The organism is Bradyrhizobium sp. KB893862 SZCCT0404 (genome assembly GCF_018130885.1).
Taxonomy (GTDB): domain Bacteria; phylum Pseudomonadota; class Alphaproteobacteria; order Rhizobiales; family Xanthobacteraceae; genus Bradyrhizobium; species Bradyrhizobium stylosanthis.
This window is the reverse complement of sequence record NZ_JAFCLT010000001.1, coordinates 243038-266675: the sequence shown is the minus strand read 5'-3', so window position 1 is coordinate 266675 and position 23638 is coordinate 243038. Positions and strand designations below refer to the sequence as shown.

Here is a 23638-nt window from a genome sequence, read left to right as displayed (position 1 = left end):
GTGATAAATTGTGAATGCAGTCATTAGACAGGCTTATGGATGGGACGACGCCAGCGATCTCATCGCCTTCCTCGCGGTCGCGCGGGAACGCAACTTCACGCGCGCCGCGGCGAAGCTCGGCATGACTCAGTCCGCGCTCAGCCAGATCGTCCGGGGTCTGGAGGAACGGCTCGGGGTTCGATTGTTGAACCGGACGACGCGCAGCGTCACCCCAACACAGGCCGGAGAGCGCCTGTTTCTAAGCGTGGGACCCAAGTTCACGGAAATGGATGCCGAGCTCGCCGCGCTTGGCGAACTTCGTGAAAAACCTGCGGGAACCATTAGGATTACGGCGGGAGAGCATGCGGCCAGCGCAATTCTGTTTCCTGCGCTGGGCCGGCTTCTGCCCAACTATCCGGACATCAAGGTCGAGGTGATCATCGATTACGGTCTTACCAACATCGTGGCGCAGCAGGTCGACGCCGGTATCCGCCCCGGCGAGCTCGTCGCCAAGGAGATGATCGCGGTGCGCGTTAGCCCCGATCTCCGAATGGCGGTCGTCGGCTCGCCGTCCTACTTCGCCGATCGCAAGCGCCCCAAGACGCCGCAGGATCTGACCCACCACAATTGTCTCAACCTTCGCTTGCCCACGCACGGCGGCAGTCTCTACGCGTGGGAGTTCGAGAAGAACGGACGGGAGCTCAATGTTCGAGTCGATGGACAGCTCGTCTTTAACAGCGCCGGCCTTCTACTCGACGGAGCACTGAAGGGTCTGGGTCTCGCGTATCTGACCGAGGGACACGTGCAGCCCTACCTTTCCGAGGGTCGGCTCGTCCGGGTGCTGGCGGATTGGTGTCCGCCATTCTCGGGGTACCACCTCTACTATCCCAGCCGGCGGCAACCTTCGCCAGCATTCTCCCTGCTTGTCGACGCGCTCCGATATCGCAGCAAGTAGGTGGGATGTCGGCTATTGGCCCATAGCCGACGTACCTTCCCGCTTCGCAATGACGTCTTGCGATCGGCCGCCGCGGACTCCAAATCTCTGTGCAGGAGTGAACGGTTGCCCGAGAGTGGCCGGCCCCGTGTGATCGGACACAGCCGCGCCTCGGACGACATCGCCTCAGCCGCGGCGTGACAGGAAATCCAGCACGCCGGTCTTGTAGACCTTGTCGCCGACCGCGCGCATGTGGTCGCGGTTCGGGATGTCCAGCACTTCCGAGCCGGGGATGATGGCGCCGAGCGCGCTGGCACTTCCCGCGACGTCGTCGGTCGAGCCGACCGCGATCAGCACGGGCACCTCGATCCGCGCGGCCTCCTGCCTCGTCATGAGATCGCGCGTCCCGCGCAGGCACGCGGCGAGCGCCCGCCGGTCGGAGCGGGTCTGGTCCGCAAACGCACGGAAAGTGCGCCCGACGGGATCGGTGACGTCGTCGAGCGAGGGCACCTCCAGCGCCTTCGCCACGGTCTCGCCGGGGCCGGTGCCCTCGATGAGGCCGCCGATGCCGATGCCGCCGAGGATCGCCGAGCGCAGCCGGTGCGGCTCGTTCAGCCCGAGCCAGGCCGTCATGCGTCCGCCCATCGAATAGCCCATGATGTCGGCCTGCGGGATCGCGAGATGGTCCATCAGCGCCAGCACGTCGCCGGCCATGATGGGAATCGAATACTGCGCGGGCTCGTAGAGCTTGGCGCTTTCGCCATGGCCGCGATTGTCCAGCGCGATGACGCGGCGGCCGTTCTTGCGCAGCTCGGAGACCCAGGTCGGATAGACCCAGTTCACGTTCTTGCTCGAGGCAAAGCCGTGCACCAGGATGATCGGATCGCCCTCGCCTTCGTCGAGATAGGCAATTTCAACGGCGCCGTTGTGAAAGCTCGGCATCAGCAGTTCCGTGGTGTTGTGGGGAGTGATGGGTCTTAGAGCACGATCCGGAAGACTGTGCAGCCGTTTTCCGGCAACATCATGCTCAAAGAATAACCGAAAATGCCACGCGATTCAGGCCGTCGCGGCCGCATTGGCCAGGGCGGCCTCGGCTGCGACCTCGGCACGGCGGAGCCGCCGCGCACGCCTGCGATCACACCAGGCCTGGGTCAGGCGCTCGGTGGTCGCCTTGATCGAAGACAACAGGCCGAACAGCGTCAGCGCCGCGCCGAACAGCCACATCGTCAGATCGAACGCGCCGCCGATCAGCAGCAGCGCGCCGCGGCCGAGCAGCTTCATGATCGCACGCGTCTTGCTGCCCTGCGCCTCCGCGAGGCGCGCGGCGCGGGCAACGTCCTTCGGGCCTTCGGCAATGCGCAGCGTGTCCATGGCACCGCGCGTGCCGGTCTTCTCGGCGACGCGCGTGACGTCCTTGCCGAGCCGCACCAGCGCCCCCGCCTTCTCGGCGCGGAACGCGGCCTTGATCGCGCTCACGGTTTCACCGGGGCGGAACACGGAACCCTTGGCGACCGCGTTCTGCAGCATCGGCGTGTCGACCACTTCGCGCGCGGACCGGCCGGCCCATGCCGCGAGCCCTTCGCCGAGCCGTCCGACCTTGCGCGCATCCTTCACCAGCGTCAGGCCGGCCCGCACCGGCGCGGCACCACCGACGGAGATGTAGGTTGCCGCCGTGACCGCGAGGCCCGCGGTCGCAAGGCCGAGCACCAGACGGTCGGTCTCCTCGCCCATCGCGAGATTCTTGCCCTCGCGCACGACGTCCCTGATGTCGCCGATCACGAAGAGGTCGCCGGCGACAGTCCCGGACAGGCTCGCGACATCGTCGGCATTGCCCGTGACGAGCCCGGTGGCGAAGCGCTTGGCGAAATGCGAGGTGGAGTTCTCGGACCTGACCGCATCGCTGACGCGATTGAGGAGGTCGTCCGGAAGCGCGATGTTGCGCTCGCGCGCCAGCGCCACGAAGCTGTCGGCGAGATCGGCGTCGCCGGCCGCGAGCGCGGCCTCGATATTGTCCTGGACCAGACGGTTATTCTGTCGCAGCAGCGCATCGAGCCGGAGCTCGGAGAGCGCGGCCGGATCGTCCTGAGCTGCGAGGATCGCGCCGGCCTCACGGGCCTGCGGCACTACCTGTGCGAGCAGGAGGCTGCATGCGGCAATCCCGGTCAAAGCTGTGCCGATTCGCAGCCATTTCATGCGGAAAGCCCGGACAGTCCTGATGGTTGGCGCCTGATGATTCGTCTTTCGCCGCAATTGCGCGCACCCAGAGACATAGTATGCCAAAATTGCGACACAACGTCCCCGACGAAAGAAGGGCTTCTCTCTGGCCGCAAGATTGTGTCGAATTTGCATGAGCAAATGAGCATGGGGCAATTGCGAACCTTTCGGTTCCGCTGGACTAGCAATCATCCGAACCCGCCTTTATGGTCCGCGGCGCCTCAAAGATGCCGCGTCAGTTCGTGATTGTGTCTGCCGCCATTGCCACTCCAGGATGAACTACGATGTCCGACCATGTCGTCCCGCACTTCCATAACGATGCCGGTGTCCCCGTCATCGAGATCGGCTCGCAAGAGTTCATGTGCGTCGGCGCCAACCCTCCGTTCGATCATCCGCACGTCTTCCTGGACCTCGGCAACGACAACGAGATCATCTGCCCCTATTGCTCGACGCTGTACCGCTTCGCCGCCGACCTGAAGGCGGGCGAAGCCCGTCCGCCGGAATGCGTCCTGAAGGACAAGGTGGCCTGACCGCGTCCATCGGTCAGGGGTGGCGCTCTCCCGAACGATTGTCATCGCCGGAGCCGGCATCGGTGGACTGACGGCCGCGCTTGCGCTCGCCGCGCGCGGCTTCCGCATCGTCGTGCTGGAAAAGGCCGAGCGGCTCGAAGAGGTCGGCGCGGGCCTGCAGCTCTCTCCCAATGCCAGCCGCGTGCTGGTCGAGCTCGGCCTTGCCGAGCGCCTCAAGCCGCGCGCCGTGGTGCCCGAGGCGGTCTCGATCATGAGCGCGCGGGCCGGCGGCGAGCTGCTGCGCATGCCGCTCGGTGAAGCCGCCTCGCAGCGCGCCGGCGCCCCCTATTGGGTGGTTCACCGTGCCGACCTGCAATCCGCCCTCGCCGGCGCGGTCTCGGAAAACCCCGACATCGATTTGAAGCTGGGCGCGACCTTCGAAGACGTCGCGCCGCACGCCAAGGGACTGACGGTGGTCCATCGCAGCGGCACGATCCGCCGCAGCGATCTCGCCAGCGCCCTGATCGGCGCCGACGGCATCTGGTCGACGGTACGCCAGCATCTGTTTCCCGAGGTGCAGCCGCGCTTCTCCGGGCTGATCGCCTGGCGCGGCACGCTCGATGCCACGCAGCTGCCGAAGGACTACACCGCGCGGCGGGTGCAGCTCTGGATGGGCCCGAACGCGCATCTCGTGGCCTACCCGATCGCGGGCGGGCGCCAGATCAACGTGGTCGCGGTGCTGCCGGGCACCTGGAACAGGCCCGGCTGGAGCACGCCCGGCGATCCGCTCGAGGTGATGGACGCCTTCGCGGCGCCGCGCTGGCCGTCGTCGGCGCGGATGATGCTCACCGCGGTCGACAGCTGGCGGAAATGGGCGCTGTTCGGCGTGCCCGACGGCTGTCCGTGGAGCAAGGGCCCGGTCGCCCTGCTCGGCGATGCCGTGCATGCGATGCTGCCGTTCGCGGCGCAAGGCGCGGGCATGGCGATCGAGGATGCCGCCGTGCTCGCGCAATGCCTGAGCCGCGAGGCGGCCGAGAGCACCGCGGGCATCACGGCGGCGCTGAAGCAATATGGCGGGATGCGCGAGGGCCGCGTGCGGCGGGTGCAACGGACCGCGCGGCAGCAGGGCCGCATCTATCATCTCGGCGGGCCGCTCGCGATGGCGCGCGATCTTGCCATCCGCGCGCTCGGTCGCGACCGCATGCTGGCGCGTCAGGACTGGATCTACGGCTGGCGGCCCTGAGGCTGCGGTCGTGCCGGCTCAGCGCGCGGTGCTGCCGGGTCGCGCCGGGGCGGGCTGGATCACCGGCCGCTGCGGCGTCGAGGGCTCGGGCTTTGCGTCGGGCGGCGTCTCCCGGCACCTGTTGCGGCGCCAGGCGTCGTCGGCGAGCTGCGCCTGCCCGCGCACCGCGACGTAGTCGTTGCGATAGGCGAGCTCGGACACCACGGCGCCGCCGGCCCCGGTCTGCGCCTTGTCCATCAGTCTCTGCAGATCGCCGGTGCGGTTGGCCAGCGCCTTGCGCTCGGCCTCGAGCTGCTTGCAATCGTACAATTCGTACCGGGCGGGATCGGCAAAGGCCGGAGCGACGGTCTCGCTGATGCCGGCGCAGCCGCCCAGGGCAGCGCTGCCCGCGAGCAGCACGAGAAGCGCGCCGCAGGAATGCAGCGAAGAGGAAAACGAAGCAGCCATGCCCGAGAGATAGTCCCCGTGGATTGAGAATGCCTAAAGCAGCAACAGGTGTCCGGATTGAGGCTTTGCCTTGTGCGCCCGGCTCGCTTAAGGAAGAACCACCCACCGGACCGGCAAGGCGCCAATTCCAGACGGCCGGCAAGGGACTTAAGTGTTTGATCTCGTTGGATCAAGCGGGCATGGCGGAATTGGTAGACGCAAGGGACTTAAAATCCCTCGGTGCGCAAGCGCTGTGCCGGTTCGACCCCGGCTGCCCGCACCAACTGAGCTGACGGGGACGGGATGGCGCCGTCTGCAATCGTGCGGTGCGCCGACGTCATTTCCGGGCGTGGCTGAGACGGCAACAGCGCGCAACCACTCGTTTACCAACGGCGGCGTCGCCTCGCGGAACCTGCATAGTACAACCGCCCTTTACCCGGCCTTCAATCGTCCTCCTCTAAACCGGACGGTGTCTGCCGCCGGTCGCCGCGGACGTCAGGGGAAACGCGAAAGCCTGCAGCGCCGGCTTCGATGGTGAGAGCTCTCATGGACGCGCGCGAGAATTGGTCGCAGGGCCGGATTGGCGGGGCGCCCACGGCGTTCGGCGGCCATCTGCACGGGCACGAGATCTATCTCGTCCTGATCGCGTTCCTGTCGGTGTTCTACATTTCGAACGGGCCGGTCCAGCTCAGCCATTACGACCTCGGCTGGCACATCGCCGCGGGAGACCTGATCAGGGAGCGCGGCGAGATTCCGTTTCAGGATCCATGGGCGTTCACGCTCGCGGACAAGCGATGGTACAATCTGTCGTGGCTGTGGGACGTGATCGCCAGCGTGCTGTATCAGCACACAGGGCTTGCCGGGATCGTCCTCCTCGTCGTCGCCTGCGGCGCGATCATCGTCGGATACATCACGCATTGCTGCTTGCGCAGCGGCGCATCGGCCGCTTCGGTCTGCATCACCGTGTTCGCCGCGTGCCTGCTCTATCCCTGCTACGAGGCGGCGCCCAACACGTATCTTGCGGCATCGCCGAACATCGCGACCATGCTGTTCGCGGTGATCTTCTACGGCGAATGCCTGCAGCGGCGCAGATGGTTCCTGCTGCCGCCGATGATGGTGCTGTGGGTCAACCTGCACGGCGGCTTCATGCTGGCCTTTCCGATCATCGGCGTCTTCGCCGGCGTGGCGCTGCTACGGCGGGACTGGATCAGCTTCAGGAATTACTGCTTCGCCGGCGTCGGCTGCTTCGCCGCGATCTTCGTCAATCCGCTGGGATGGCACATCTACGACGGCGTGATGGCGACGCTCGGCCATTTCATCCAGGCCAACATCGGCGAATGGCGCCCCTACTTCCACAACATGGAGCTGCCCGGAAGCATTCCCGGCATCGCCTATGCGCTGACCTTCATCGCGCTCGAGCTACGCTACCGCAACTCGAAGCCCATTCCCGTGGAGCCGCGCCTGCTGGCATGGCTGTTCCTGGCGCTCGGCCTCTACCAGTTCCGGTACATCGCGTTCTTCTTCATCTTCTCGGCGGTCCCGATGGCGCTGCACGTCGACCGCCTGCTGCCCGAGCGTCTATCGAGGCTCGACATAAGCCGCGCGATGCTCGCGGCCGGGATCGCCGGCCTGGTCGTGCTGCCGCTGAGCTTCCTGCAGGTGAGGCCGGCGCTGGCGCTGCCGGAGATGCTCTCGGACGAGGACGCCGCCTATCTCCTCGCGCATTCCACGCATTCGCGCGTGCTGAACCACTGGAATTCCGGCGGGCTCCTGATCTTCCGCACCCACGGCAAGGTGCCGATGTTCGTGGACGGCCGGGCCGCGACCGCCTATCCGGACGAGCTGCTGCGCGACTATCTCAAGCTGGTGCGCTGGGACATCGACGAGGCCGCCTGGGACACGGTGATCAGCAAATACAAAATCGATGCGGTGCTCTGGGTCCGCGGCCATGAACAGCTCCGGCAGTTTCTCGTCGGCCGCAGGGGCTGGAAAGAAGATTATACCGGCGCCTATATGAGCCTCTACACCGCGCCGCAGGCTGCAGCGCCGCGATGAGATCAAGCGCGCTGCGGCGCGCGCGGAAGCAGGATCCAGAAACAGATCAGCGCGAGCGTGAGCTGACCGTAACCGCCCATGAAGGCGGTGACCGAGGCTGACGCCAGGATCGGGATGAAGACCGCAATCGCGAGCGCGGCAACCATCATCGCCGCAGGCAGGTCCGCAATGAGAACGGCGGCATAGAGCGCCACCTGGAAGAAGGTGTATTCCTTCGGTCTCGGCGTACAGAGATAGAGCGCGTACATCGCGAGCACGGTGATGCGCATCGCGGCAGCGGGATGATTCACCAGCCAGTCGTCGAATGCTGACAGCAACGCGGTCTTGCCTGGCCCGGCCTGCCGCCTGAACGTGCGCCACACGGACACCGCGAACGGCGCAAGCACCAGCGTCACCGCGATGAGCGCGTAGAGGCCGATGACGAACGGCTTGCTGCCGGCCAGGCCAATGGAGCCGGCAAGCGACGACGCAAGCAGGAGCAGCGACTGATTGACCTCGCTCGCGGGCGAATGCTGTCCGGGAATCTGGCCGGTGATCGCGCTGATCCAGCTCCGGAACAGATCCGGGTAGAACGCCAGCGAGACCAGGATCGGCAGGACGAACATGCCCGCCGCGACCGCGATCAGGAGAAGCTTGCGGCGTCTCGGATGCGGCAGGAAATAGAGCGCGGCGAGAATCGGCAGGAACACCAGCTTGAACGCGGTGACGAGGCCGAGCACGGCGGCGCCGGTGAGCTGAGGTGCCAGGCTCGCATCGCCCCGCTCCGCGGACTGCGCGGGACGCAGCAACAGTGCGAGCGCGGCGGCCGTCAGCAGCCCGCCCAGGATCTCGAAATTGCCGGTCGCAACGACCCAGTCGAAGCCGAGGAAGCCGCCCAGCACAATCACGGTCCGCAACACGGTGTCGCGCCAGCCGCGGCGCGCCATGCCGAGACCCGGCAGCAGCAGCGCGCAGATCACCGCGAGAACCAGATAGATCGCCTTGTAATGAGCGACGAGATAACCGCCGGCGCAGAGCGGCCGGAAGGCATCGAGCGTGACGGGAAGATAGGGATAGGAAAGCTTGGTGTCCTTCAGGTTCTTTACGAAGTAAGGATCGACCCCCGCCGCGTGCGCGTCCACGGCCAGGCAATTGACCCGCACGTCCCAGCCAAAGCTGTCTTCCGCGGCGAAGTCGACGGAGACGGACATCACGACGAGCATCGCTGCGACCAGGATCAGCCAGGTCTGCCAGCGGCTACCCGGGGCGCTTGCAGCCGGGGATCCGGCGTCTGCGGACGAGGCGAGGCTCGTCATGGACGCAACTCCTCCGGCTCGCGCCGCATCGGCTCGGCGCGGAAATCGAGCAGCAGGATCCAGAAGCATGTGAGTGCGACGATGAGGAGAGTAAAGCTGCCTTCGACCGTGTGTCCCGTCATCGAGATCAGGCCGGGCGCGAGCACACCGGCGCCGAGCATGGCGGCGAGTGCCAGGGCCGGAAGATCGGCGACGAGGACCGCGGCATAGACCGCGAGCTCGAAGAAGGCATATTCCTTGAGGCGCGGCGAGGTGACGTAGAGCGCAAACATCGCGAGCACGGTGATGCGCGAGGCCGCATGGGGATGGTCGATCAGCCAGCGATCCAGCCGTGCCAGGAGCGATCCCCCTGCCCCGACCGGTCCGCTGAGGGCCGCGCGCAGGACGGACAGCGCGAAGGGCACGAGCACGAGCGCGAGGGCCGCGAGCGCATAGACCGCGAGCATCAGCGGCTTGCTGTCGCCAAGCCCGGCCTGCTCCAGCAGGCTGTGCGCGAGCAGCAGCAGCGACGGATTGGTTTCCACGAGATCGACGGCATGCTGATCCGGGATCTGACCTGCAATCGCAAGGAGCCAACTTGCGAACAGATCGGCGTAGAACACCCGCGATATCAGGATCGGCAATGCGAAGCCGAGCGCGGCCACCGCGATCAGCGCCAGCTTGCGGCCGCGCGGCAGCGGCACGAAATAGAGCGCGGCCAGCACGGGACAGAACACCAGCTTGAACGAGGTCACGAGGCCAAGCAGCGCGGCGCCACCGAGGCGAAGCGGGAAGCCGCGGTCCCAGGCACCGGATGCCGACGGGCGCAGCAGGAGCCTCAACGCAACCGCGGTCAGCACGCCGGCCAGCATCGCGAAATTCCCCGACGCCAGCACCCATTCGAAGCCGACGAACGCGCCGAGCGCGCACAGCATCCTCAGCGCGACATCGCGCGGGCTGGTGCGCGCGCGGCCGAGACCGGGCAGGATCAGCGCGCAGAGCACGACGAGGACGAGATAGACGCCCCTGTAATGACCGACGAGAAAATTGCCCGCGCATAACGGGCGAAACGCGTCGAGCGTGACGGGCAGATAGGGATAGGAGAACCTGGTGCCCTTCAGATTTTTGACGAAGTACGGATCGAGCCCGGCATCATGGGCATCAACCGCGGCGCAATTGACGCGAACGTCCCAACCGTAATTCAGCGGAAGCGTCGCATCGCTGACGAGATTGCCGAGCACCAGCAGCGCGGTCAGCGCGATCAGGCAGGCAAGCCAGGTGTTCCGACGCGCGGTCGTGTCGACCGAAGGGCCGAGCCATCGTGCTATGCCGGTCGCGTCGGACACGTGCGAAATACCTGTCTTTACGGGTTCCACGAGGCGCCTTGCGCGGCGCCCCGTCAGACCCACAATGGGCAGGATGGGTTGCGGATTCATCTCCCTGGTGCGGCGGCCAAGGCCTTATGGTGAATGATTGGTTGCCGGCCCGCGCCACGGCCGCGGCGGAACCGGCTCCCGTTACCGCGACGCGCGGGCCGCCAGCCAGGCGTCGAGCGCCTCGCGCGTGTCCTGTGTCGCCGCCATGCGCGCGAACTGCTCGCCCTCGATGGCGAGGCCTTCGGCGATGGAGACGTTGAGGCCGCGCGTGGCGGCGGTGATGACCCGGGCGACCGCGAGCTGCGAATGCCTGTTGATGCGACCCGCCAGCGCGAAGGCGGCATCCAGGAGCTGATCATGCGGCACGACGCGGTTGACCAATCCCATCTCCAGGGCTCGCTGTGGTGAAAAGGAATCGCCGGTCAGGAGGTGCTCCAGCGCCCGCTTGCGTCCCGCGAGCCGCGGCAGGCGCTGGGTGCCGCCGAAGGTCGGCGTGATGCCGATGGCGATCTCGGGCTTGGCGAAGCTTGCGCGCTCGCTCGCGACGGCAAGATGCACGGCCTCCGTGATCTCGCAGCCGCCGCCGAAGGCGATGCCGTTGACGGCAGCGATGACGGGCTTGGGAAAGGCCTCGAGGCGCGCCGTCATGGCCTGGCCGCGCCGCACGAAGGCCTTTACCGCGGCATCGGGCCCGCTCCTCACACTCTCCGAGAACTCGGCGATATCGGCGCCGGCCGAGAAGGCCCGCTCGCCGGCACCGGTCAGCACGACGGTGCGGATGCCGGCATCGTCCTCGATCCGGTCGAGGAGCGCCATCAGGCGGTCGATGAGCGCATAGTTCAGCGCATTGAGCTTGGCCGGGCGATTGAACGTCAATAGCGCAACAGTGCCGCGCGTTTCCGAGAGGACGAGATCGGACAAGTGAAGGCTCCTTCTTGGTCGAACAGGCCAGGAAGTCAGCCACAGCGGGCTTGTCGTGTATACTCACTAGGCAGTATACATTGGATCGATGCCGAGACAGGGTGACAGCACGCGCGAGCAGATCGTCGTTGCGGCGACGCGGCTGTTCTATGGCGAAGGCATCAGGGCGGTGAGCATGGACGCCGTCGCCGAGAAGGCCGGCGTCACCAAGAAGACGCTCTATTATCATTTCACTGGCAAGGACGAGCTCGTCGCCGAGACCATCGCGGCGAGGGATCAGCCGACGCTGGAACTCTACATGCGCTGGTTCGCCGAGACCGACGGCAGCGCTGCCGACAAGGTCCGCGGTCTCTTCTCCAGGCTCGGCCATTCCGTGAACACGCCGCGCTGGCGCGGCTGCGGATTCCTCCGCACGATCGCCGAGCTTGCGAACACGCCGGCGCATCCGGCGGTCAAGGCCGGCGCGGCCCACAAGAAGCGCTTCGAGGCGTGGCTTGCGACCGAATTGCACGCGCATGGGGTGCGCGACGCGGCGGCGCTGGCGCGCCAGATCCTGATCCTGCTCGACGGCGCCACCACCGTGATGCTGATCCACCGCGATCTCGCCTATGTCGAGACCGCGGGCCAATTGGCGCGCGGCTTGGTCGAGGCCGCGCAGAAGACGGGCCGCGATTAAGCCGCCTTTAACGCCCGGAGTGACGGGCTACCTCACCAACTCGTGTCCGCCGCCGCCCCGCCTGACAGCCATCCCGAAACAAGGGTTGTGCAACGCAGCATGGACGGGGGATAAGGCGCCCTGAATTTCAGAGGTGCTTCTTGTCCGACGTCAATGCCGACGGTTGGGTGTCCTCGGGACACCGGCCCATGGGTTTTCCCGAATTTGTCATCGTTATCGCGTCCATCATGGCGCTCAATCCGCTTGCGATGGACATGATGCTGCCGGCGCTGCCCAACATCGGCGCGGCGTTCCAGATTCCCGTCGCCAATCATCTGCAGCTCGTGCTGTCGACCTTCCTGATCGGCTTCGGCGCCGGACAGTTCGTGATGGGCCCGCTGTCGGACCGTTTCGGCCGCCGCCCTGTGCTGCTCGGCGGCATGGCGGTCTATGCGGTGGCGAGCGTGCTGGCGGTCGCCGCGCCCTCGTTCGAGACGCTGCTGCTGGCGCGCGCGCTGCAAGGGCTCGGCACCTCGGCGACGCGCGTGATCGCGACCTCGATCGTGCGCGACTGCTATGTCGGCCGCCGCATGGCGAGCGTGATGTCGCTCGCGATGATGGTTTTCATCGCCGTCCCCGTGATCGCCCCCTCGTTCGGACAGGCCGTGCTGCTGGTGACGGCGTGGCGCGGCATCTTCGTCGTGCTGATGCTCTACGGCCTGCTCGCGCTTGCATGGTGCGTGCTGCGGCTGCCGGAGACGCTCCCTCAGTCGGAACGCCGGTCGCTGGCGCCCGCCGACGTGCTCTCGGCCTTCCGCCAGACCGTGACTAATCGCCAGACCATCGGCTATGCGACCGCCGCGGGCAGCGTCATCGGCGCGCTGTTTGCCTACGTGTTCTGCGCCCAGCAGGTCTTCACCGGCGTCTATCATCTCGGCCACTATTTTCCGGTCGCCTTCGCCGCGATCGCAGCCGGCACGGCCGTGGCAGGCTTCCTCAACTCCCAGCTGGTCGGACGGCTCGGCATGCGCGTCATCTCGCACGGCGCGCTGACGCTCTATACCGTCGTGGCGGGCGTGATGCTGCTGACGGAGATCCTCGGCGTGCTGCCGCTCGCCCTGTTCATGGTACTCTCCGCGCTGATGATGTTCTCGTTCGGCATGATGGTCGCGAACTTCACGGCGCTCGCCATGGAGCCGCAGGGCCACATCGCCGGCACCGCCTCCTCGCTCTACGGCTCGATCACGACGCTGATCGGCATCGTGGTCGGCATGGCGATCGGCCAGAGTTTCGACGGCACGCTGCTGCCGTTCTCGATCGGCTTCTTCCTGTCGACGCTGGCAGCGCTCGCGATCGTACTGGTGGTGGAGAAGGGACGGCTGTTTAGGCCGCATCACCGCCCCATCGCGTGAGGAACTTCGCGGCGCGCTCGATGTTGTCCTGCAGCAATTCGAAAAGGCGCTGCCATGGAACTGGAACTCCGCGAAGACAACCACGCCTCGGAGCCGGCGGAATCAAAACGCTCCGAGCCGAATGCGGAGCAGGCCGCCTTCACCGCACCGTTCGCCAGCGAAGGCCTTGAACGCCTGCGCGACAGCCATTGCTGAGCGCGCGCGCTATTCCGTAATCCGCTTGCTCGCGCTGAAATCCTCAGCCGCGCTCTCCGGTGCCAAGCTTCTTACCTGCGGCTGCGGCGGCACCATCAGCACCACCACCTCCCGCGTCAGGCCCGGCTTGCCCCATAGCCTCGCCTGCGCGGTGAGCTCGCGCTTGACGAAATGGTCGGCGCGCGACGACACCGACTCCATCCAGCGGATGCAATCGTCCTGGTCGCGGAAACACAACGCGGCCCAGCCGCGGCTCAGCGTCGTCCTGCGCGGCAAGCCCCAATTGTACTGATATGCGAACGGCCGCGCATAACGCGGATGGTCGGGGCTGTAGAACGCCGTCGCGAACGCCAGCGCATCGTCGCCGCTGACGGCGCTCAGCGGCGTGCCGGTCAGTTCGCGCCATGCGCGCGTCAGCTCGTTCGCCGCCGGCGCGTAGACATTGCGTCCTTCTTCATAGCCGTGGTCGTTGCGATAGACGGCATGGATCGGAGCTGCAACCAGAACCGCGGCGAGCGCGATGCCGGCCGCGATCACCGCGACGTTGACGGTGTAGAAGCGCTCGATCGGATAGCGCGTGCCGCAGACCACGAGAACGGCGAACAGGAACAGCCCCTGCAACGCCCACAGCGACGGCAAATCCGTACCCATCGCGAGCGACGTCAGCACCGGCAGCGCGATGGTTCCGATCGCGACGTAGAAGAGAAGCCGCAGGCCCGGGCTCATCGCGGCAAAGTCGGCCGGAAACTGCTTCAGCCGCGTGCCGGCGATCAAGGCCCAGAACACGGCCGACACGCTCATCGCCGCTGCCAGCCCCAGCAGGAAGTTCCTGACCTCGCCGAGCGAGCTGACGAGATTGCCGTGGGCGTGAGCTAGCGCATAGGTGAAGGTCGACGCGCCCGTCGTCAAGAGCCACCAGACATGCGGCGACAGCACCGCGAGCCCGACGACGGCCGAGATCCAGGGCGAGGCCGAGAGGAAATAGGCGCGCCGTCCCGGATGCGCCAGCGCGGCAAAGGCGAAGCTCGCGACGAGGAAGATCGAGTAATATTTGCCGACCATCGCCAGCGCCGTGGTGAATCCGACCGCGACGGCCCACATCACCGTGCGGGTCTCGAACGCGCGCAGGAAACACCAGGTCGCCAGCGGCCAGGCCGCAAGCAGCACCGCGTTGGCGTTGAAGCGCTGGGCGTGGAATTGATAGGCCGGCGTCAGCATCAACAGCAGCAGCACCAGGACACGCTTGTGCCCGGTCACGAACTGCCGCGAGATCAGATCGACGAAGAACAGCGCGAGCCCGGCATTGGCCATCGCCATCAATTGCAGCGACCAGTCGCTGAGCGGAAACACCGCGGTCCACGCCGCCGCAACCCATCCCATCAACGGTGGATGCTTGTGATAGCCGAAGGCGAAATTCCGCCCCAGCGTCCAGGCCTCGAGCGTATCGGGATGCAGCCCGCCGCCGGCATAGGCGACGGCGAGATAGACCGTCCAGACCGCAACGAAGCACGCGATGAGAAGCGGCACCGCCCAGCCCGCCTCGACACCGTCGAGCCACCGCAGGAAGGGCCGGCGCCAGCGCGCGGGCGTGCGATCAGACCGTGCGGCCATCGCCTGGAATGCAAAATCGAGCGGCACGGGAAGCAAATGAGGAAAGGAAAGTGATGCGCGAAGACGGCACATTTATTTCAGGATGGAAACAAATAGCAATGATTAGAAACTGGAAAGGTTAAAAGCGGCGCGCCTTCTCAACCAACGCAAAACGGCGCCGCTGATGACAGCGGCGCCGCGCGATGGGGTCGAGATGCAAGGCGCGGGATGCGCCCTCGCCTTACTCGGTCTTGTCGATATTCCAGAACACCGGCGTGGCCGGGCCGTCGATCACACCGGTCAGCGACTTGCGCCAGGCGCTGGGCGCCTGATACTGGCCGAGCGGCATGTAGAGCACCTGGTCGTAGGCTTCCTTCTGGATCTCGGCCGCGATCCTCTTGCGCTCGTCCAGCGAGGCGGCACGAACGAAGCCGTCCTTGAGCTGCTCGATCTTGGCGTCCTCCGCCCAGCCGAACCAGCCGCCCTTCTTGCCCTGCCCACCGACGGCGACGTTGGAGATCGGGTTGTCGACGTCGGCGCTGACCCAGTTGGTGATGAACATATTCCAGCCGCCCTCCTTCGGCGGCTTCTGGCTGGCGCGCCGGCTCACCACCGTCTGCCAGTCGGTGGCCTGCAGGTCGATATTGAAGCCGACCTCGCGCAACTGCTGGGCCACCACGATCGGCTGGGCCTTCAGCAACAGCACGTCGCCCGGCGCCATCAGCACCACGGGTGTCCCGTCGTAACCGGACTCGGCCAGCGCCTTCCTGGCCGCAGCGACGTCGCCGCCCTTCGCCAGGGTCTCCCCGCCAACCTCGGTCGCGAACGGCGTGTCGCAGATGAAGGCCGCGGCGCAGGTCTTGTAGTACTTGGAATTGCCGATCAGCGCATCGAGCACGTCCTTCTGCTTGATCGCCAGGAATGCCGCGCGGCGGACCTTGACGTTGTCGAAGGGCGGATGAAGGAAGTTCATCCGCGCGCCCGTCTGGAAGCCGAACTTGTTCAGGATCTCGATCTTGAGATCCTTGTCGGCTTCGATGGCGGGCAACATGTCGATGGCGGGGTATTCCATGAAATCGATGTCGCCCGACTGCAGCGCGTTCAGCGCCGTCTGCGAGTCCGGCATCGTGATCCATTCGACGCGGTCGACCTTCACCACCTTGCCGCCGGCGGTCCAGCTCGCCGGCTCCTTGCGCGGCACGTAGTCGGTGTTCTTGACGTAGACCGACTTCACGCCCGGCTGGAATTCACCCTGCACGAACTTGAAGGGGCCGGAGCCGATCTGTTCGGGGATCTGCTTTTCCACCGGCGTCTCGGCCAGACGCTTCGGCATCATGAAAGCGACCCGCGAGGACGGCTTGCCGATCGACTCCAGCACGAGCGCGTACGGCTCCTTCAGCTTCAGCGTGATGGTCTTGGCGTCCGTCGCCTCGATGCTCGCGGTGAACAGCATCATCTGCTGTCCCATCCCGTCGACTTGAGCCCAGCGCTTCAGCGAGGCGACGCAATCCTCCGCGGTGACCGGTGCACCGTCATGCCACTTCAGCCCATCGCGGAGCGTGAAGGTGTAGGTCAGCTTGTCGTCGGAGATCTTCCAGTCCGCCATCTGCGGCTGGATCTTGAAGCTCGAATCCGTGGCGATGAGCGTGTCGTAGACCATGTAGCCATGGTCGCGCGAGATGTAGGCGCTGGTGAAGATCGGATCGAGGATACGCAGATCCGAATGCATCACGGCGGTGATGGTCTTGCCTGCGGCAAGAGCCGGCGAAGCCGGTGCCGACAATGCCAAGACCGAAAACGCCAGGACCGAAAGCGTAAGTCTTGGGGCGAACGCAAGACGCCCCCACCGCACGAGTTGGAACATCGTCATTCTCCTGGGAAGCGGCGCCGCCGATGACGGCGGCGCCGCGGGATGGTCCGTCAGCAAGACGCGGGAAGCGCCTTCAACATCACTCCGACTTGTCGACGTTCCAGAACAGCGGGGTTGCCGGGCCGTCGAGCACGCCGGTGAGCGATTTGCGCCAGCCGCTCGGCAGCAGGTACTGCCCGAGCGGGATGTAGATCACCTGCTCATAGGCTTCCTTCTGGATGTCGGCCGCGATCTTCTTCTGGTCGTCGACCGAGGACGCGCGGACGAAGGCGTCCTTGAGCTGCTCGATCTTGGCGTTTTCCGCCCAGCCGAACCAGCCCTTCTTGCCCTGGCCGCCGATCGAGAGATTGGCGATCGGGTTGGCGACGTCGGCCGCGACCCAGTTGGTGAAGAACATGTTCCAGCCACCCTCCTTCGGCGGCTTCTGGCTGGCGCGGCGGCTCACCACCGTCTGCCAGTCGGTCGCCTGCAGGTCGACCTTGAAGCCGGCCTCGCGCAGCAGCTGGGCTGCGACGATCGGCTGCGCCTTGAGGGTCGTGACGTCGCCGGGCGCCATCACCACGACCGGGGTGCCGTCATAGCCGGACTCGGCGAGCGCCTTCTTGGCTTCCGCCATGCCGTTGCCCTTCACCAGGGTCTCGGCGCCGACATCGGTCGCGAACGGCGTATCGCAGACGAAGAACGCGCCGCAGACCTTCTGGTACTTGGCGTTGCCGACGAGCGCGTCGAGAACGTCCTTCTGGTTCATCGCCAGGAAGGCCGCACGGCGCACCTTCACGTTGTCGAACGGCGGATAGAGGAAGTTCATGCGACCGAGAGTCTGGAAGCCGAACTTGTTGGAGACCTCGATCGTGATCTCCTTGTTCGCTTCCAGCACCGGCAGCATGTCGTAGGGAAGGTTCTCCATGAAGTCGATGTCGCCCGACTGCAGCGCGTTCACCGCGGTCTGCGAGTCCGGCATCGTGATCCATTCGACGCGGTCGACCTTCGCCACCTTGCCGCCGGAGGTCCAGCTCGCCGGCTCCTTGCGCGGCACGTAGTCGGTGTTCTTGACGTAGACCGCCTTCACGCCGGGCTGGAATTCACCCTGCACGAACTTGAAGGGACCGGAGCCGATCTGCTCGGGGATCTGTTTGTCCGGCGGCACCTCGGCGAGACGCTTCGGCATCATGAAGGCAACGCGCGAGGACGGCTTGCCGATGGAGTCGAGGACGAGGCCGTAGGGCTCCTTCAGCTTCAGCGTGATGGTCTTGGCGTCGGTCGCCTCGATGCTCGCCGTGAAGTCCATGAGCTTCTGGCCCATGCCGTCGACCGCGGCCCAGCGCTTGAGCGATGCGACGCAGTCTTCCGCCGTCACCGGCGCGCCGTCATGCCATTTCAGGCCGTCGCGCAGCGTGAAGGTGTAGGTGAGCTTGTCGTCGGAGATCTTCCAGTCCGCCATCTGCGGCTGGATCTTGAAGCTCGAATCCGGGGCCACCAGCGTGTCGTAGACCATGTAGCCATGGTCGCGCGTGATGTAGGCCGTGGTGAAGATCGGGTCGATGATGCGGAGGTCGGAATGCATCACCGCGGTGATGGTCTTGCCGGCTGCAAGCACGGGCGAGGCCAGTGCCGTCGAAAGCGCGACGACCGACAGCGCAAGTTTGGAAGCGAACGCGCGAGACCCCCGGCGCAGGTAGTTGGACATGGAAAAGTTTCTCCTGACGTGAAACTGGTCAAAGGCGGGTTATTGATTGAGCATTCGGTTCGTTCCTTGGGCGAACTAACCTCATGCAATGCCTTTATCTTTTCGAGACTTGCAGACAGTGTTGAGCGCGTCAATCCGGTTTCGTCGCAAGCCCTCGCGGCGCGCGCACGGGCTCCACAAAGATCGGTTTAGCTCTACAACGCTCTCCTGCTTGTCCTGCCCCGCGCCGATGCAATGCGCGTTCCATCTTTCGCAGCCTGAGAGAGATCAAGATGAATCCAGCCAACCTTCCCTTCGATTCCGAGGCCATGCTCGAGGGCCTGCGCACCTGGGTGGAATGCGAAAGCCCGACCTGGGACGCGAACGCGGTGAACCGCATGCTCGATATCGCAGCGCGGGATATGGCGATCATGGGTGCGACGATCGAACGCATCGCCGGCCGCCAGGGTTTTGGCGGCGTCGTCCGCGCACGCTTTCCGCATCCCAGGCAGGGTGAGCCGGGCATCCTGATCGCCGGCCATATGGATACCGTCCATCCGGTCGGCACGATCGAGAAGCTGAAATGGCGGCGCGAGGGCAACAGATGTTACGGCCCCGGCATCTACGACATGAAGGGCGGCAATTATCTCTCGCTGGAAGCGATCCGGCAGCTCGCACGCGCGTCCTTCACCACGCCACTGCCGATCACCGTGCTGTTCACGCCCGACGAGGAAGTCGGCACGCCGTCGACCCGCGACATCATCGAGGCGGAAGCCGCACGCAATAAATACGTGCTGGTGCCCGAGCCCGGCCGCGCCGACAACGGCGTCACCACCGGACGTTACGCCATCGCGCGTTTCAATCTGGAGGCGACGGGACGGCCGAGCCATGCCGGCGCGACGCTGTCGGCGGGACGTTCGGCGATCCGCGAAATGGCCCGGCAGATTCTCGCGATCGACGCCATGACGAGCGAGGATTGCACCTTCTCGGTCGGCGTCGTGCATGGCGGCCAGTGGGTCAACTGCGTTGCCACGACCGCGACCGGCGAGGCGCTGTCGATGGCCAAGCGCCAGGCCGATCTCGACCGCGGCGTCGAGCGGATGCTGGCTCTGTCGGGCACCAACAACGACGTCGCCTTCAAGGTGACGCGCGGCGTGACGCGGCCGGTGTGGGAGCCGGATGCCGGCACCATGGCGCTCTATGAAAAGGCCCGCGGCATCGCCAAATCGCTCGGCGCCGAGCTGCCGCATGCCAGTTCCGGCGGCGGTTCCGACGGCAACTTCACCGGCGCCATGGGCATCCCCACCCTCGACGGCCTGGGCGTGCGTGGCGCCAACGGCCACACGCTGGAGGAGTATATCGAGGTCGAGAGCCTGGTCGAACGCGGCCGCCTGATGGCGGGGCTGCTGGCGACGCTGGAGTAGCGGCGACACTATTCCGCGGGGCGGGCAATGGCGCGAAGCGCCGTGCCCGACGATCTGCCGAATGGAGAAACGGTGGGCACGTTCCGCTTTGCCCACCCTACGAGACTAGGTGCCCCGCAAAACCTGTGGCCCGGATGGCACGGGAATTGCTGAAATGTTAGGCTGATGGCAACCTGCTGAAGGCCTTGCGGCCGATTTGACTCTAATCCAACGGATCCAACTTGCTCGGATATCTCATTCGCCGAATCTTCGCCGCGGTGCCCGTGATGGGCGTCGTCGCGCTGTTCGTGTTCCTGCTGCTGCGGCTGACGCCGGGCGACCCTGCCGCGATCCTCGCCGGCGACAACGCGACGCCCGAACGTCTGGAGCGCATCCGCGAATCGCTCGGCCTCAACGAGCCCCTGATCGTGCAGTTCATCACCTGGGTGAACAAGCTGCTGCACGGCGATCTCGGGACGTCGCTGATCTCCAACCTGCCGGTCATCAAGATGATCGGCCAGCGCGTCGAGCCGTCGATCTCGATCGCGCTGTGCACCATCATCCTCGCCGTCATCGTCGCCGTGCCGCTGGGCGTGATCGCGGCGTGGAAGCACGGCACCTGGATCGACCGTTTCGTGATGGGCCTGTCGGTGCTGGGTTTCTCGGTGCCGGTGTTCGTGGTCGGCTATGTCCTGATCGAGGTCTTCGCGATCGATCTGCGCCTGGTGCCGGTGCAGGGCTTCCGCAGCATCTTCAACGGCTTCGGGCCGTTCTTCGAGCGCATGATCCTGCCGACCTGCGCCCTCTCCTTCATCTACATCGCGCTGATCGCGCGCATGACGCGCGCTGCGATGCTCGACGTGCTCGGCGAAGACTACGTGCGAACGGCGCGTGCGAAAGGCATCAACGAGGTTGCCGTGATGATGCGGCATGCGCTGCGCAACGCCGCAGTGCCCGTGATCACCGTGATCGGCACCGGCTTTGCGCTGCTGATCTCCGGCGTCGTCGTCACCGAGAGCGTGTTCAACATCCCCGGCATCGGGCGCCTCACCGTCGATGCGGTGCTGGCGCGCGACTATCCGGTGATCCAGGCGATGATCCTGCTGACCTCGCTGATCTACGTCGTCGTCAATCTCCTCATCGATGTCGCCTACACCCTGCTCGATCCCCGGATCCGGTACTGAGGCAAGGACAAGAGCAAAATGTCGGTCGATACCCTTCCCCAGTCCTCCATTCCGATCACGTCGCCGCTGCGGCCGCGCTTCGGATTCCTCACCTCGACGCCGATCATCGCGACGGCGACCTGCCTCCTCGCTCTGATCGTGCTGATCTCGATCCTCGCGCCGCTGATCGCGCCGCATGATCCGATCCAGCTCGCGCCGTCGCAGCGGCTGAAGCCGGCCTCGGCGCAGTTCCTGCTCGGCACCGACGCCTACGGACGCGACCTCATGTCGCGCGTGGTCTATGGCGGCCGCATCTCGCTCCTGATCGGCATCGGCTCGGCGATCCTGTCGATCGTCATCGGGCTTGCGATCGGCCTCGTCTCCGGCTTCTTCAAGCTGGTCGATGCCGTGATGATGCGCATCATGGACGGCCTGATGGCGATGCCGAGCATCCTGCTCGCCATCGCGGTGGTCTCGCTCTCCGGCGCCAGCCTCTGGACCGTGCTGATCGCGATCACGATCCCCGAGATTCCGCGCGTGGCGCGGCTGGTCCGCTCGGTCGTGCTGTCGGCGCGCGAGGAGCCTTACGTCGAGGCCGCGATCTCGGTCGGCTCGTCCCTGCCGAAGATCATGTGGCGGCACCTGATGCCGAACACGATCGCGCCGCTGATCGTCCAGGGCACCTATGTCTGCGCCTCCGCGATCCTCACCGAAGCGATCCTGTCCTTCCTCGGCGCCGGCATCTCGCCGGAAACGCCGACCTGGGGCAACATCATGGCCGAGGGCCGCCAGTACTTCCAGATCAAGCCCTCGCTGATCTTCTGGCCGGGCCTTCTGCTCTCGATCGCCATCCTCAGCATCAATCTGATCGGCGACGCGGCCCGTGACGCCCTCGATCCCCGCATGAAGCAGCGGGAAGGCAAGTAATGACCAATCAAGCGATGACCAACCCCGTTCTCGACATCAGCAACCTCGTCGTCTCCGTCGGCAAGAAGCCCGGAGGAAACAAGATCATCGACGGCATCTCGATCCAGGTGCGCGAGCGCGAGACGCTGTGCCTCGTCGGCGAAAGCGGCTCGGGCAAGTCGGTGACCTCGCTCACCACGATGGGCCTGTTGCCGAAGGGCACGCTGGTTCCGACCAGCGGCAGCGTCAAGCTGGTCGGCGAGGAGCTGCTCACCGCCACCGACCGCCGCCTGCGCCAGCTCCGCGCGACGCAGATGGCGATGATCTTCCAGGAGCCGATGACCGCACTCAATCCGGTGGTCCCGGTCGGCCGCCAGATCGACGAGGTGCTGCGCGCCCATACCAAGCTGGACGCCAGGGCGCGCAGGAAGCGCATCCTCGACATGATGGAGCAGGTCCACCTGCCCCAGGTCGAGCGCATCTTCGCCTCTTACCCGCACCGCCTCTCCGGCGGCCAGCGCCAGCGCATCATGATCGCGATGGCGCTCGTGCTGGAGCCGAAGCTCTTGATCGCGGACGAGCCGACCACCGCGCTCGACGTCACCACGCAGAAGCAGATCCTGTCGCTGATCCGCGAGCTCCAGCGCGACCACGGCACCGCCGTGCTGTTCATCACCCACGACATGGGCGTGGTGGCCGAGATCGCCGACCGCGTCGCCGTGATGCGGCAGGGCCGCCTCGTCGAGACCGGTCCGCTCGAGGCCGTGCTGCGCAATCCGACCATGGAATACACCCGCAATCTGCTGGCGTCGGTGCCGAGCCTGGTGCCGCGGCCGCCGCGTGAGGAGAGCCGCGAGCCCGTGGTGCTCGAGGCCAACGACCTCAGCAAGATCTACAAGGAGCGTGCGTTCTTCGGCAAAGGCCGCGAGGTCGTCGCCGCCGACAAGGTCACGCTCACGCTGCGCAAGGGCCGCACGCTCGGCATCGTCGGCGAAAGCGGCTCGGGCAAGTCGACGGTGGCGCGCTGCATCGTCCGCCTGATCGACCCGACCTCGGGCGGCGTGCGCCTCGCCGGCCGCGAGATCGCCGACATCTCGCGCCGCCTGCTGCAGCCGCACCGGCAGAAAATCCAGATCGTGTTCCAGGATCCCTACCGCTCGCTCAATCCGCGCGTCACGGTCGGCGAGAGCATTGCGGAAGGGCCGATCAATTACGGCACCTCGCATGCCGATGCGATGAAGCGGGCGCGCGAACTGCTCGAGTTGGTCGGCCTGCCCGCCGACGCGGTGTCGCGCTATCCGCACCAGTTCTCGGGCGGCCAGCGCCAGCGCATTGCCATTGCCCGCGCTCTGGCGCTCGATCCGGACGTGCTGGTCGCGGACGAGGCCGTCTCGGCGCTCGACGTCTCGGTGCAGGCGCAGGTGCTGGAACTGCTGGACGAGATCCAGAAGCGGCTCGGCATCGCCATCCTGTTCATCACCCACGATCTGCGCGTCGCAGCGCAAATTTGCGACGAGGTCGTGGTGATGCAGCACGGCCGGGTCGTCGAACAGGGCCCCGCCGCCGAAGTGCTGACGCATCCCAAGGAGGCCTACACCAAGGCGCTGCTGGATGCCGCCCCCGGGCGCGACTGGGATTTTGCCAACTTCCGGCCCGTGGCGGAGGGTGTGGGGGCGACGGCTTAATGTCGTCCTGGCGAAAGCCAGGACCCATTACCCCAGGGAGACGTTTGGCGAAGACTGGTCATTCGGGATTACCACCCGACACAATCGATGGACCTCGCGGTATGGGTCCTGGCTTTCGCCAGGACGACACCGAAGGTACGGCGCCCGTCTTCACTCACAATA

At 65.9% G+C, this 23638-nt stretch carries 20 protein-coding genes and 1 tRNA gene; 12 read left to right on the top strand and 9 right to left on the bottom strand.

The window, feature by feature from the left end:
- Nucleotides 1-10: 10 nt before the first annotated feature.
- Nucleotides 11-934, top strand: a complete 924-nt coding sequence (locus JQ617_RS01370; RefSeq protein ID WP_349630587.1) for a LysR family transcriptional regulator — start codon at nt 11-13, stop codon at nt 932-934.
- 165 nt (nt 935-1099) lie between these two features.
- On the opposite strand, the gene JQ617_RS01365 is transcribed toward JQ617_RS01370, so the two are convergent.
- Together JQ617_RS01365 and JQ617_RS01360 are read right to left on the bottom strand one after the other, a co-directional pair.
- Nucleotides 1100-1855 (bottom strand): alpha/beta fold hydrolase, encoded by a 756-nt coding sequence (locus JQ617_RS01365; RefSeq protein WP_212023813.1) that lies wholly within the window; start codon nt 1853-1855, stop codon nt 1100-1102.
- 114 nt (nt 1856-1969) lie between these two features.
- Entirely contained in the window at nt 1970-3106 is a 1137-nt protein-coding gene (locus JQ617_RS01360; RefSeq protein ID WP_212023811.1) for a hypothetical protein, read from the bottom strand.
- Nucleotides 3107-3411: 305 nt separating this feature from the next.
- Here JQ617_RS01360 and JQ617_RS01355 point away from each other — a divergent pair, with 305 nt between their 5' ends.
- Nucleotides 3412-3657 (top strand): zinc-finger domain-containing protein, encoded by a 246-nt coding sequence (locus JQ617_RS01355; protein ID WP_007602543.1) that lies wholly within the window; start codon nt 3412-3414, stop codon nt 3655-3657.
- 19 nt (nt 3658-3676) lie between these two features.
- Nucleotides 3677-4879 carry an FAD-dependent monooxygenase gene (locus JQ617_RS01350; protein ID WP_212023809.1) on the top strand — a complete coding sequence of 401 codons (1203 nt, stop codon included), beginning with the start codon at nt 3677-3679 and terminating at the stop codon, nt 4877-4879.
- A gap of 18 nt (nt 4880-4897) precedes the next feature.
- Here the strand turns inward: JQ617_RS01350 and JQ617_RS01345 are convergent, their stop codons facing one another.
- Entirely contained in the window at nt 4898-5326 is a 429-nt protein-coding gene (locus JQ617_RS01345) for a twin-arginine translocation pathway signal (RefSeq protein WP_212023808.1), read from the bottom strand.
- A gap of 173 nt (nt 5327-5499) precedes the next feature.
- On the opposite strand from JQ617_RS01345, the gene JQ617_RS01340 reads away from it, so the two are divergent.
- Both JQ617_RS01340 and JQ617_RS01335 read left to right on the top strand, forming a co-directional pair.
- Nucleotides 5500-5588 (top strand) — tRNA-Leu (locus tag JQ617_RS01340).
- A 263-nt stretch (nt 5589-5851) separates the two neighbouring features.
- Entirely contained in the window at nt 5852-7360 is a 1509-nt protein-coding gene (locus JQ617_RS01335; RefSeq protein WP_212023805.1) for a hypothetical protein, read from the top strand.
- 2 nt (nt 7361-7362) lie between these two features.
- Here JQ617_RS01335 and JQ617_RS01330 read toward each other — a convergent pair whose 3' ends face one another.
- From JQ617_RS01330 to JQ617_RS01320, 3 genes are all read right to left on the bottom strand, one after another.
- Nucleotides 7363-8655: a hypothetical protein gene (locus JQ617_RS01330; protein ID WP_212023804.1), complete on the bottom strand. Its 1293-nt coding sequence runs from the start codon at nt 8653-8655 to the stop codon at nt 7363-7365.
- Nucleotides 8652-9980, bottom strand: a complete 1329-nt coding sequence (locus JQ617_RS01325) for a hypothetical protein (RefSeq protein WP_212023802.1) — start codon at nt 9978-9980, stop codon at nt 8652-8654. Before JQ617_RS01325 ends, JQ617_RS01330 begins: the two co-directional genes overlap by 4 nt.
- A gap of 171 nt (nt 9981-10151) precedes the next feature.
- Nucleotides 10152-10931, bottom strand: coding sequence for a crotonase/enoyl-CoA hydratase family protein (locus JQ617_RS01320; RefSeq protein ID WP_212023800.1), 780 nt, complete (start codon nt 10929-10931; stop codon nt 10152-10154).
- Nucleotides 10932-11019: 88 nt separating this feature from the next.
- Here JQ617_RS01320 and JQ617_RS01315 point away from each other — a divergent pair, with 88 nt between their 5' ends.
- The 3 genes from JQ617_RS01315 (at nt 11020) to JQ617_RS01305 (ending at nt 13193) form a co-directional block, all read left to right on the top strand.
- Nucleotides 11020-11607: a TetR/AcrR family transcriptional regulator gene (locus JQ617_RS01315; protein ID WP_212023798.1), complete on the top strand. Its 588-nt coding sequence runs from the start codon at nt 11020-11022 to the stop codon at nt 11605-11607.
- A 188-nt stretch (nt 11608-11795) separates the two neighbouring features.
- Nucleotides 11796-12998, top strand: a complete 1203-nt coding sequence (locus JQ617_RS01310) for a multidrug effflux MFS transporter (protein WP_249156573.1) — start codon at nt 11796-11798, stop codon at nt 12996-12998.
- 54 nt (nt 12999-13052) lie between these two features.
- Entirely contained in the window at nt 13053-13193 is a 141-nt protein-coding gene (locus JQ617_RS01305) for a hypothetical protein (RefSeq protein WP_212023794.1), read from the top strand.
- Nucleotides 13194-13202: 9 nt separating this feature from the next.
- Here the strand turns inward: JQ617_RS01305 and JQ617_RS01300 are convergent, their stop codons facing one another.
- The 3 genes from JQ617_RS01300 to JQ617_RS01290 all read right to left on the bottom strand — a co-directional run bounded on the left by JQ617_RS01300 (nt 13203) and on the right by JQ617_RS01290 (nt 18340).
- Nucleotides 13203-14804, bottom strand: coding sequence for a glycosyltransferase family 39 protein (locus tag JQ617_RS01300; RefSeq protein WP_349630586.1), 1602 nt, complete (start codon nt 14802-14804; stop codon nt 13203-13205).
- 220 nt (nt 14805-15024) lie between these two features.
- Complete coding sequence (locus JQ617_RS01295; RefSeq protein ID WP_212023790.1) at nt 15025-16647, bottom strand: ABC transporter substrate-binding protein; 1623 nt, start codon at nt 16645-16647, stop codon at nt 15025-15027.
- Between the two features lie 85 nt (nt 16648-16732).
- Nucleotides 16733-18340: an ABC transporter substrate-binding protein gene (locus JQ617_RS01290; RefSeq protein ID WP_212023788.1), complete on the bottom strand. Its 1608-nt coding sequence runs from the start codon at nt 18338-18340 to the stop codon at nt 16733-16735.
- Between the two features lie 272 nt (nt 18341-18612).
- On the opposite strand from JQ617_RS01290, the gene JQ617_RS01285 reads away from it, so the two are divergent.
- The 4 genes from JQ617_RS01285 to JQ617_RS01270 all read left to right on the top strand — a co-directional run bounded on the left by JQ617_RS01285 (nt 18613) and on the right by JQ617_RS01270 (nt 23476).
- Nucleotides 18613-19743 carry a M20/M25/M40 family metallo-hydrolase gene (locus JQ617_RS01285; protein ID WP_212023786.1) on the top strand — a complete coding sequence of 377 codons (1131 nt, stop codon included), beginning with the start codon at nt 18613-18615 and terminating at the stop codon, nt 19741-19743.
- A gap of 221 nt (nt 19744-19964) precedes the next feature.
- Complete coding sequence (locus tag JQ617_RS01280; protein ID WP_212023784.1) at nt 19965-20906, top strand: ABC transporter permease; 942 nt, start codon at nt 19965-19967, stop codon at nt 20904-20906.
- An 18-nt stretch (nt 20907-20924) separates the two neighbouring features.
- Nucleotides 20925-21812 (top strand): ABC transporter permease, encoded by an 888-nt coding sequence (locus tag JQ617_RS01275; RefSeq protein WP_212023782.1) that lies wholly within the window; start codon nt 20925-20927, stop codon nt 21810-21812.
- A 14-nt stretch (nt 21813-21826) separates the two neighbouring features.
- Nucleotides 21827-23476 carry an ABC transporter ATP-binding protein gene (locus JQ617_RS01270; RefSeq protein ID WP_063684732.1) on the top strand — a complete coding sequence of 550 codons (1650 nt, stop codon included), beginning with the start codon at nt 21827-21829 and terminating at the stop codon, nt 23474-23476.
- Nucleotides 23477-23638 lie beyond the last annotated feature (162 nt).

What these genes read in the sequence shown, in the direction of transcription:
- JQ617_RS01305 (WP_212023794.1), top strand. Translation starts at nt 13,053, where the DNA reads ATGGAACTGGAACTCCGCGAAGACAACCACGCCTCGGAGCCGGCGGAA.
- JQ617_RS01310 (WP_249156573.1), top strand. Translation starts at nt 11,796, where the DNA reads ATGGGTTTTCCCGAATTTGTCATCGTTATCGCGTCCATCATGGCGCTC.
- JQ617_RS01270 (WP_063684732.1), top strand. Translation starts at nt 21,827, where the DNA reads ATGACCAACCCCGTTCTCGACATCAGCAACCTCGTCGTCTCCGTCGGC.
- JQ617_RS01275 (WP_212023782.1), top strand. Translation starts at nt 20,925, where the DNA reads ATGTCGGTCGATACCCTTCCCCAGTCCTCCATTCCGATCACGTCGCCG.
- JQ617_RS01345 (WP_212023808.1), bottom strand. Translation starts at nt 5,326, where the DNA reads ATGGCTGCTTCGTTTTCCTCTTCGCTGCATTCCTGCGGCGCGCTTCTC.
- JQ617_RS01300 (WP_349630586.1), bottom strand. Translation starts at nt 14,804, where the DNA reads ATGGCCGCACGGTCTGATCGCACGCCCGCGCGCTGGCGCCGGCCCTTC.
- JQ617_RS01335 (WP_212023805.1), top strand. Translation starts at nt 5,852, where the DNA reads ATGGACGCGCGCGAGAATTGGTCGCAGGGCCGGATTGGCGGGGCGCCC.
- JQ617_RS01360 (WP_212023811.1), bottom strand. Translation starts at nt 3,106, where the DNA reads ATGAAATGGCTGCGAATCGGCACAGCTTTGACCGGGATTGCCGCATGC.
- JQ617_RS01315 (WP_212023798.1), top strand. Translation starts at nt 11,020, where the DNA reads ATGCCGAGACAGGGTGACAGCACGCGCGAGCAGATCGTCGTTGCGGCG.
- JQ617_RS01290 (WP_212023788.1), bottom strand. Translation starts at nt 18,340, where the DNA reads ATGTCCAACTACCTGCGCCGGGGGTCTCGCGCGTTCGCTTCCAAACTT.
- JQ617_RS01295 (WP_212023790.1), bottom strand. Translation starts at nt 16,647, where the DNA reads ATGTTCCAACTCGTGCGGTGGGGGCGTCTTGCGTTCGCCCCAAGACTT.
- JQ617_RS01285 (WP_212023786.1), top strand. Translation starts at nt 18,613, where the DNA reads ATGAATCCAGCCAACCTTCCCTTCGATTCCGAGGCCATGCTCGAGGGC.
- JQ617_RS01355 (WP_007602543.1), top strand. Translation starts at nt 3,412, where the DNA reads ATGTCCGACCATGTCGTCCCGCACTTCCATAACGATGCCGGTGTCCCC.
- JQ617_RS01365 (WP_212023813.1), bottom strand. Translation starts at nt 1,855, where the DNA reads ATGCCGAGCTTTCACAACGGCGCCGTTGAAATTGCCTATCTCGACGAA.
- JQ617_RS01330 (WP_212023804.1), bottom strand. Translation starts at nt 8,655, where the DNA reads ATGACGAGCCTCGCCTCGTCCGCAGACGCCGGATCCCCGGCTGCAAGC.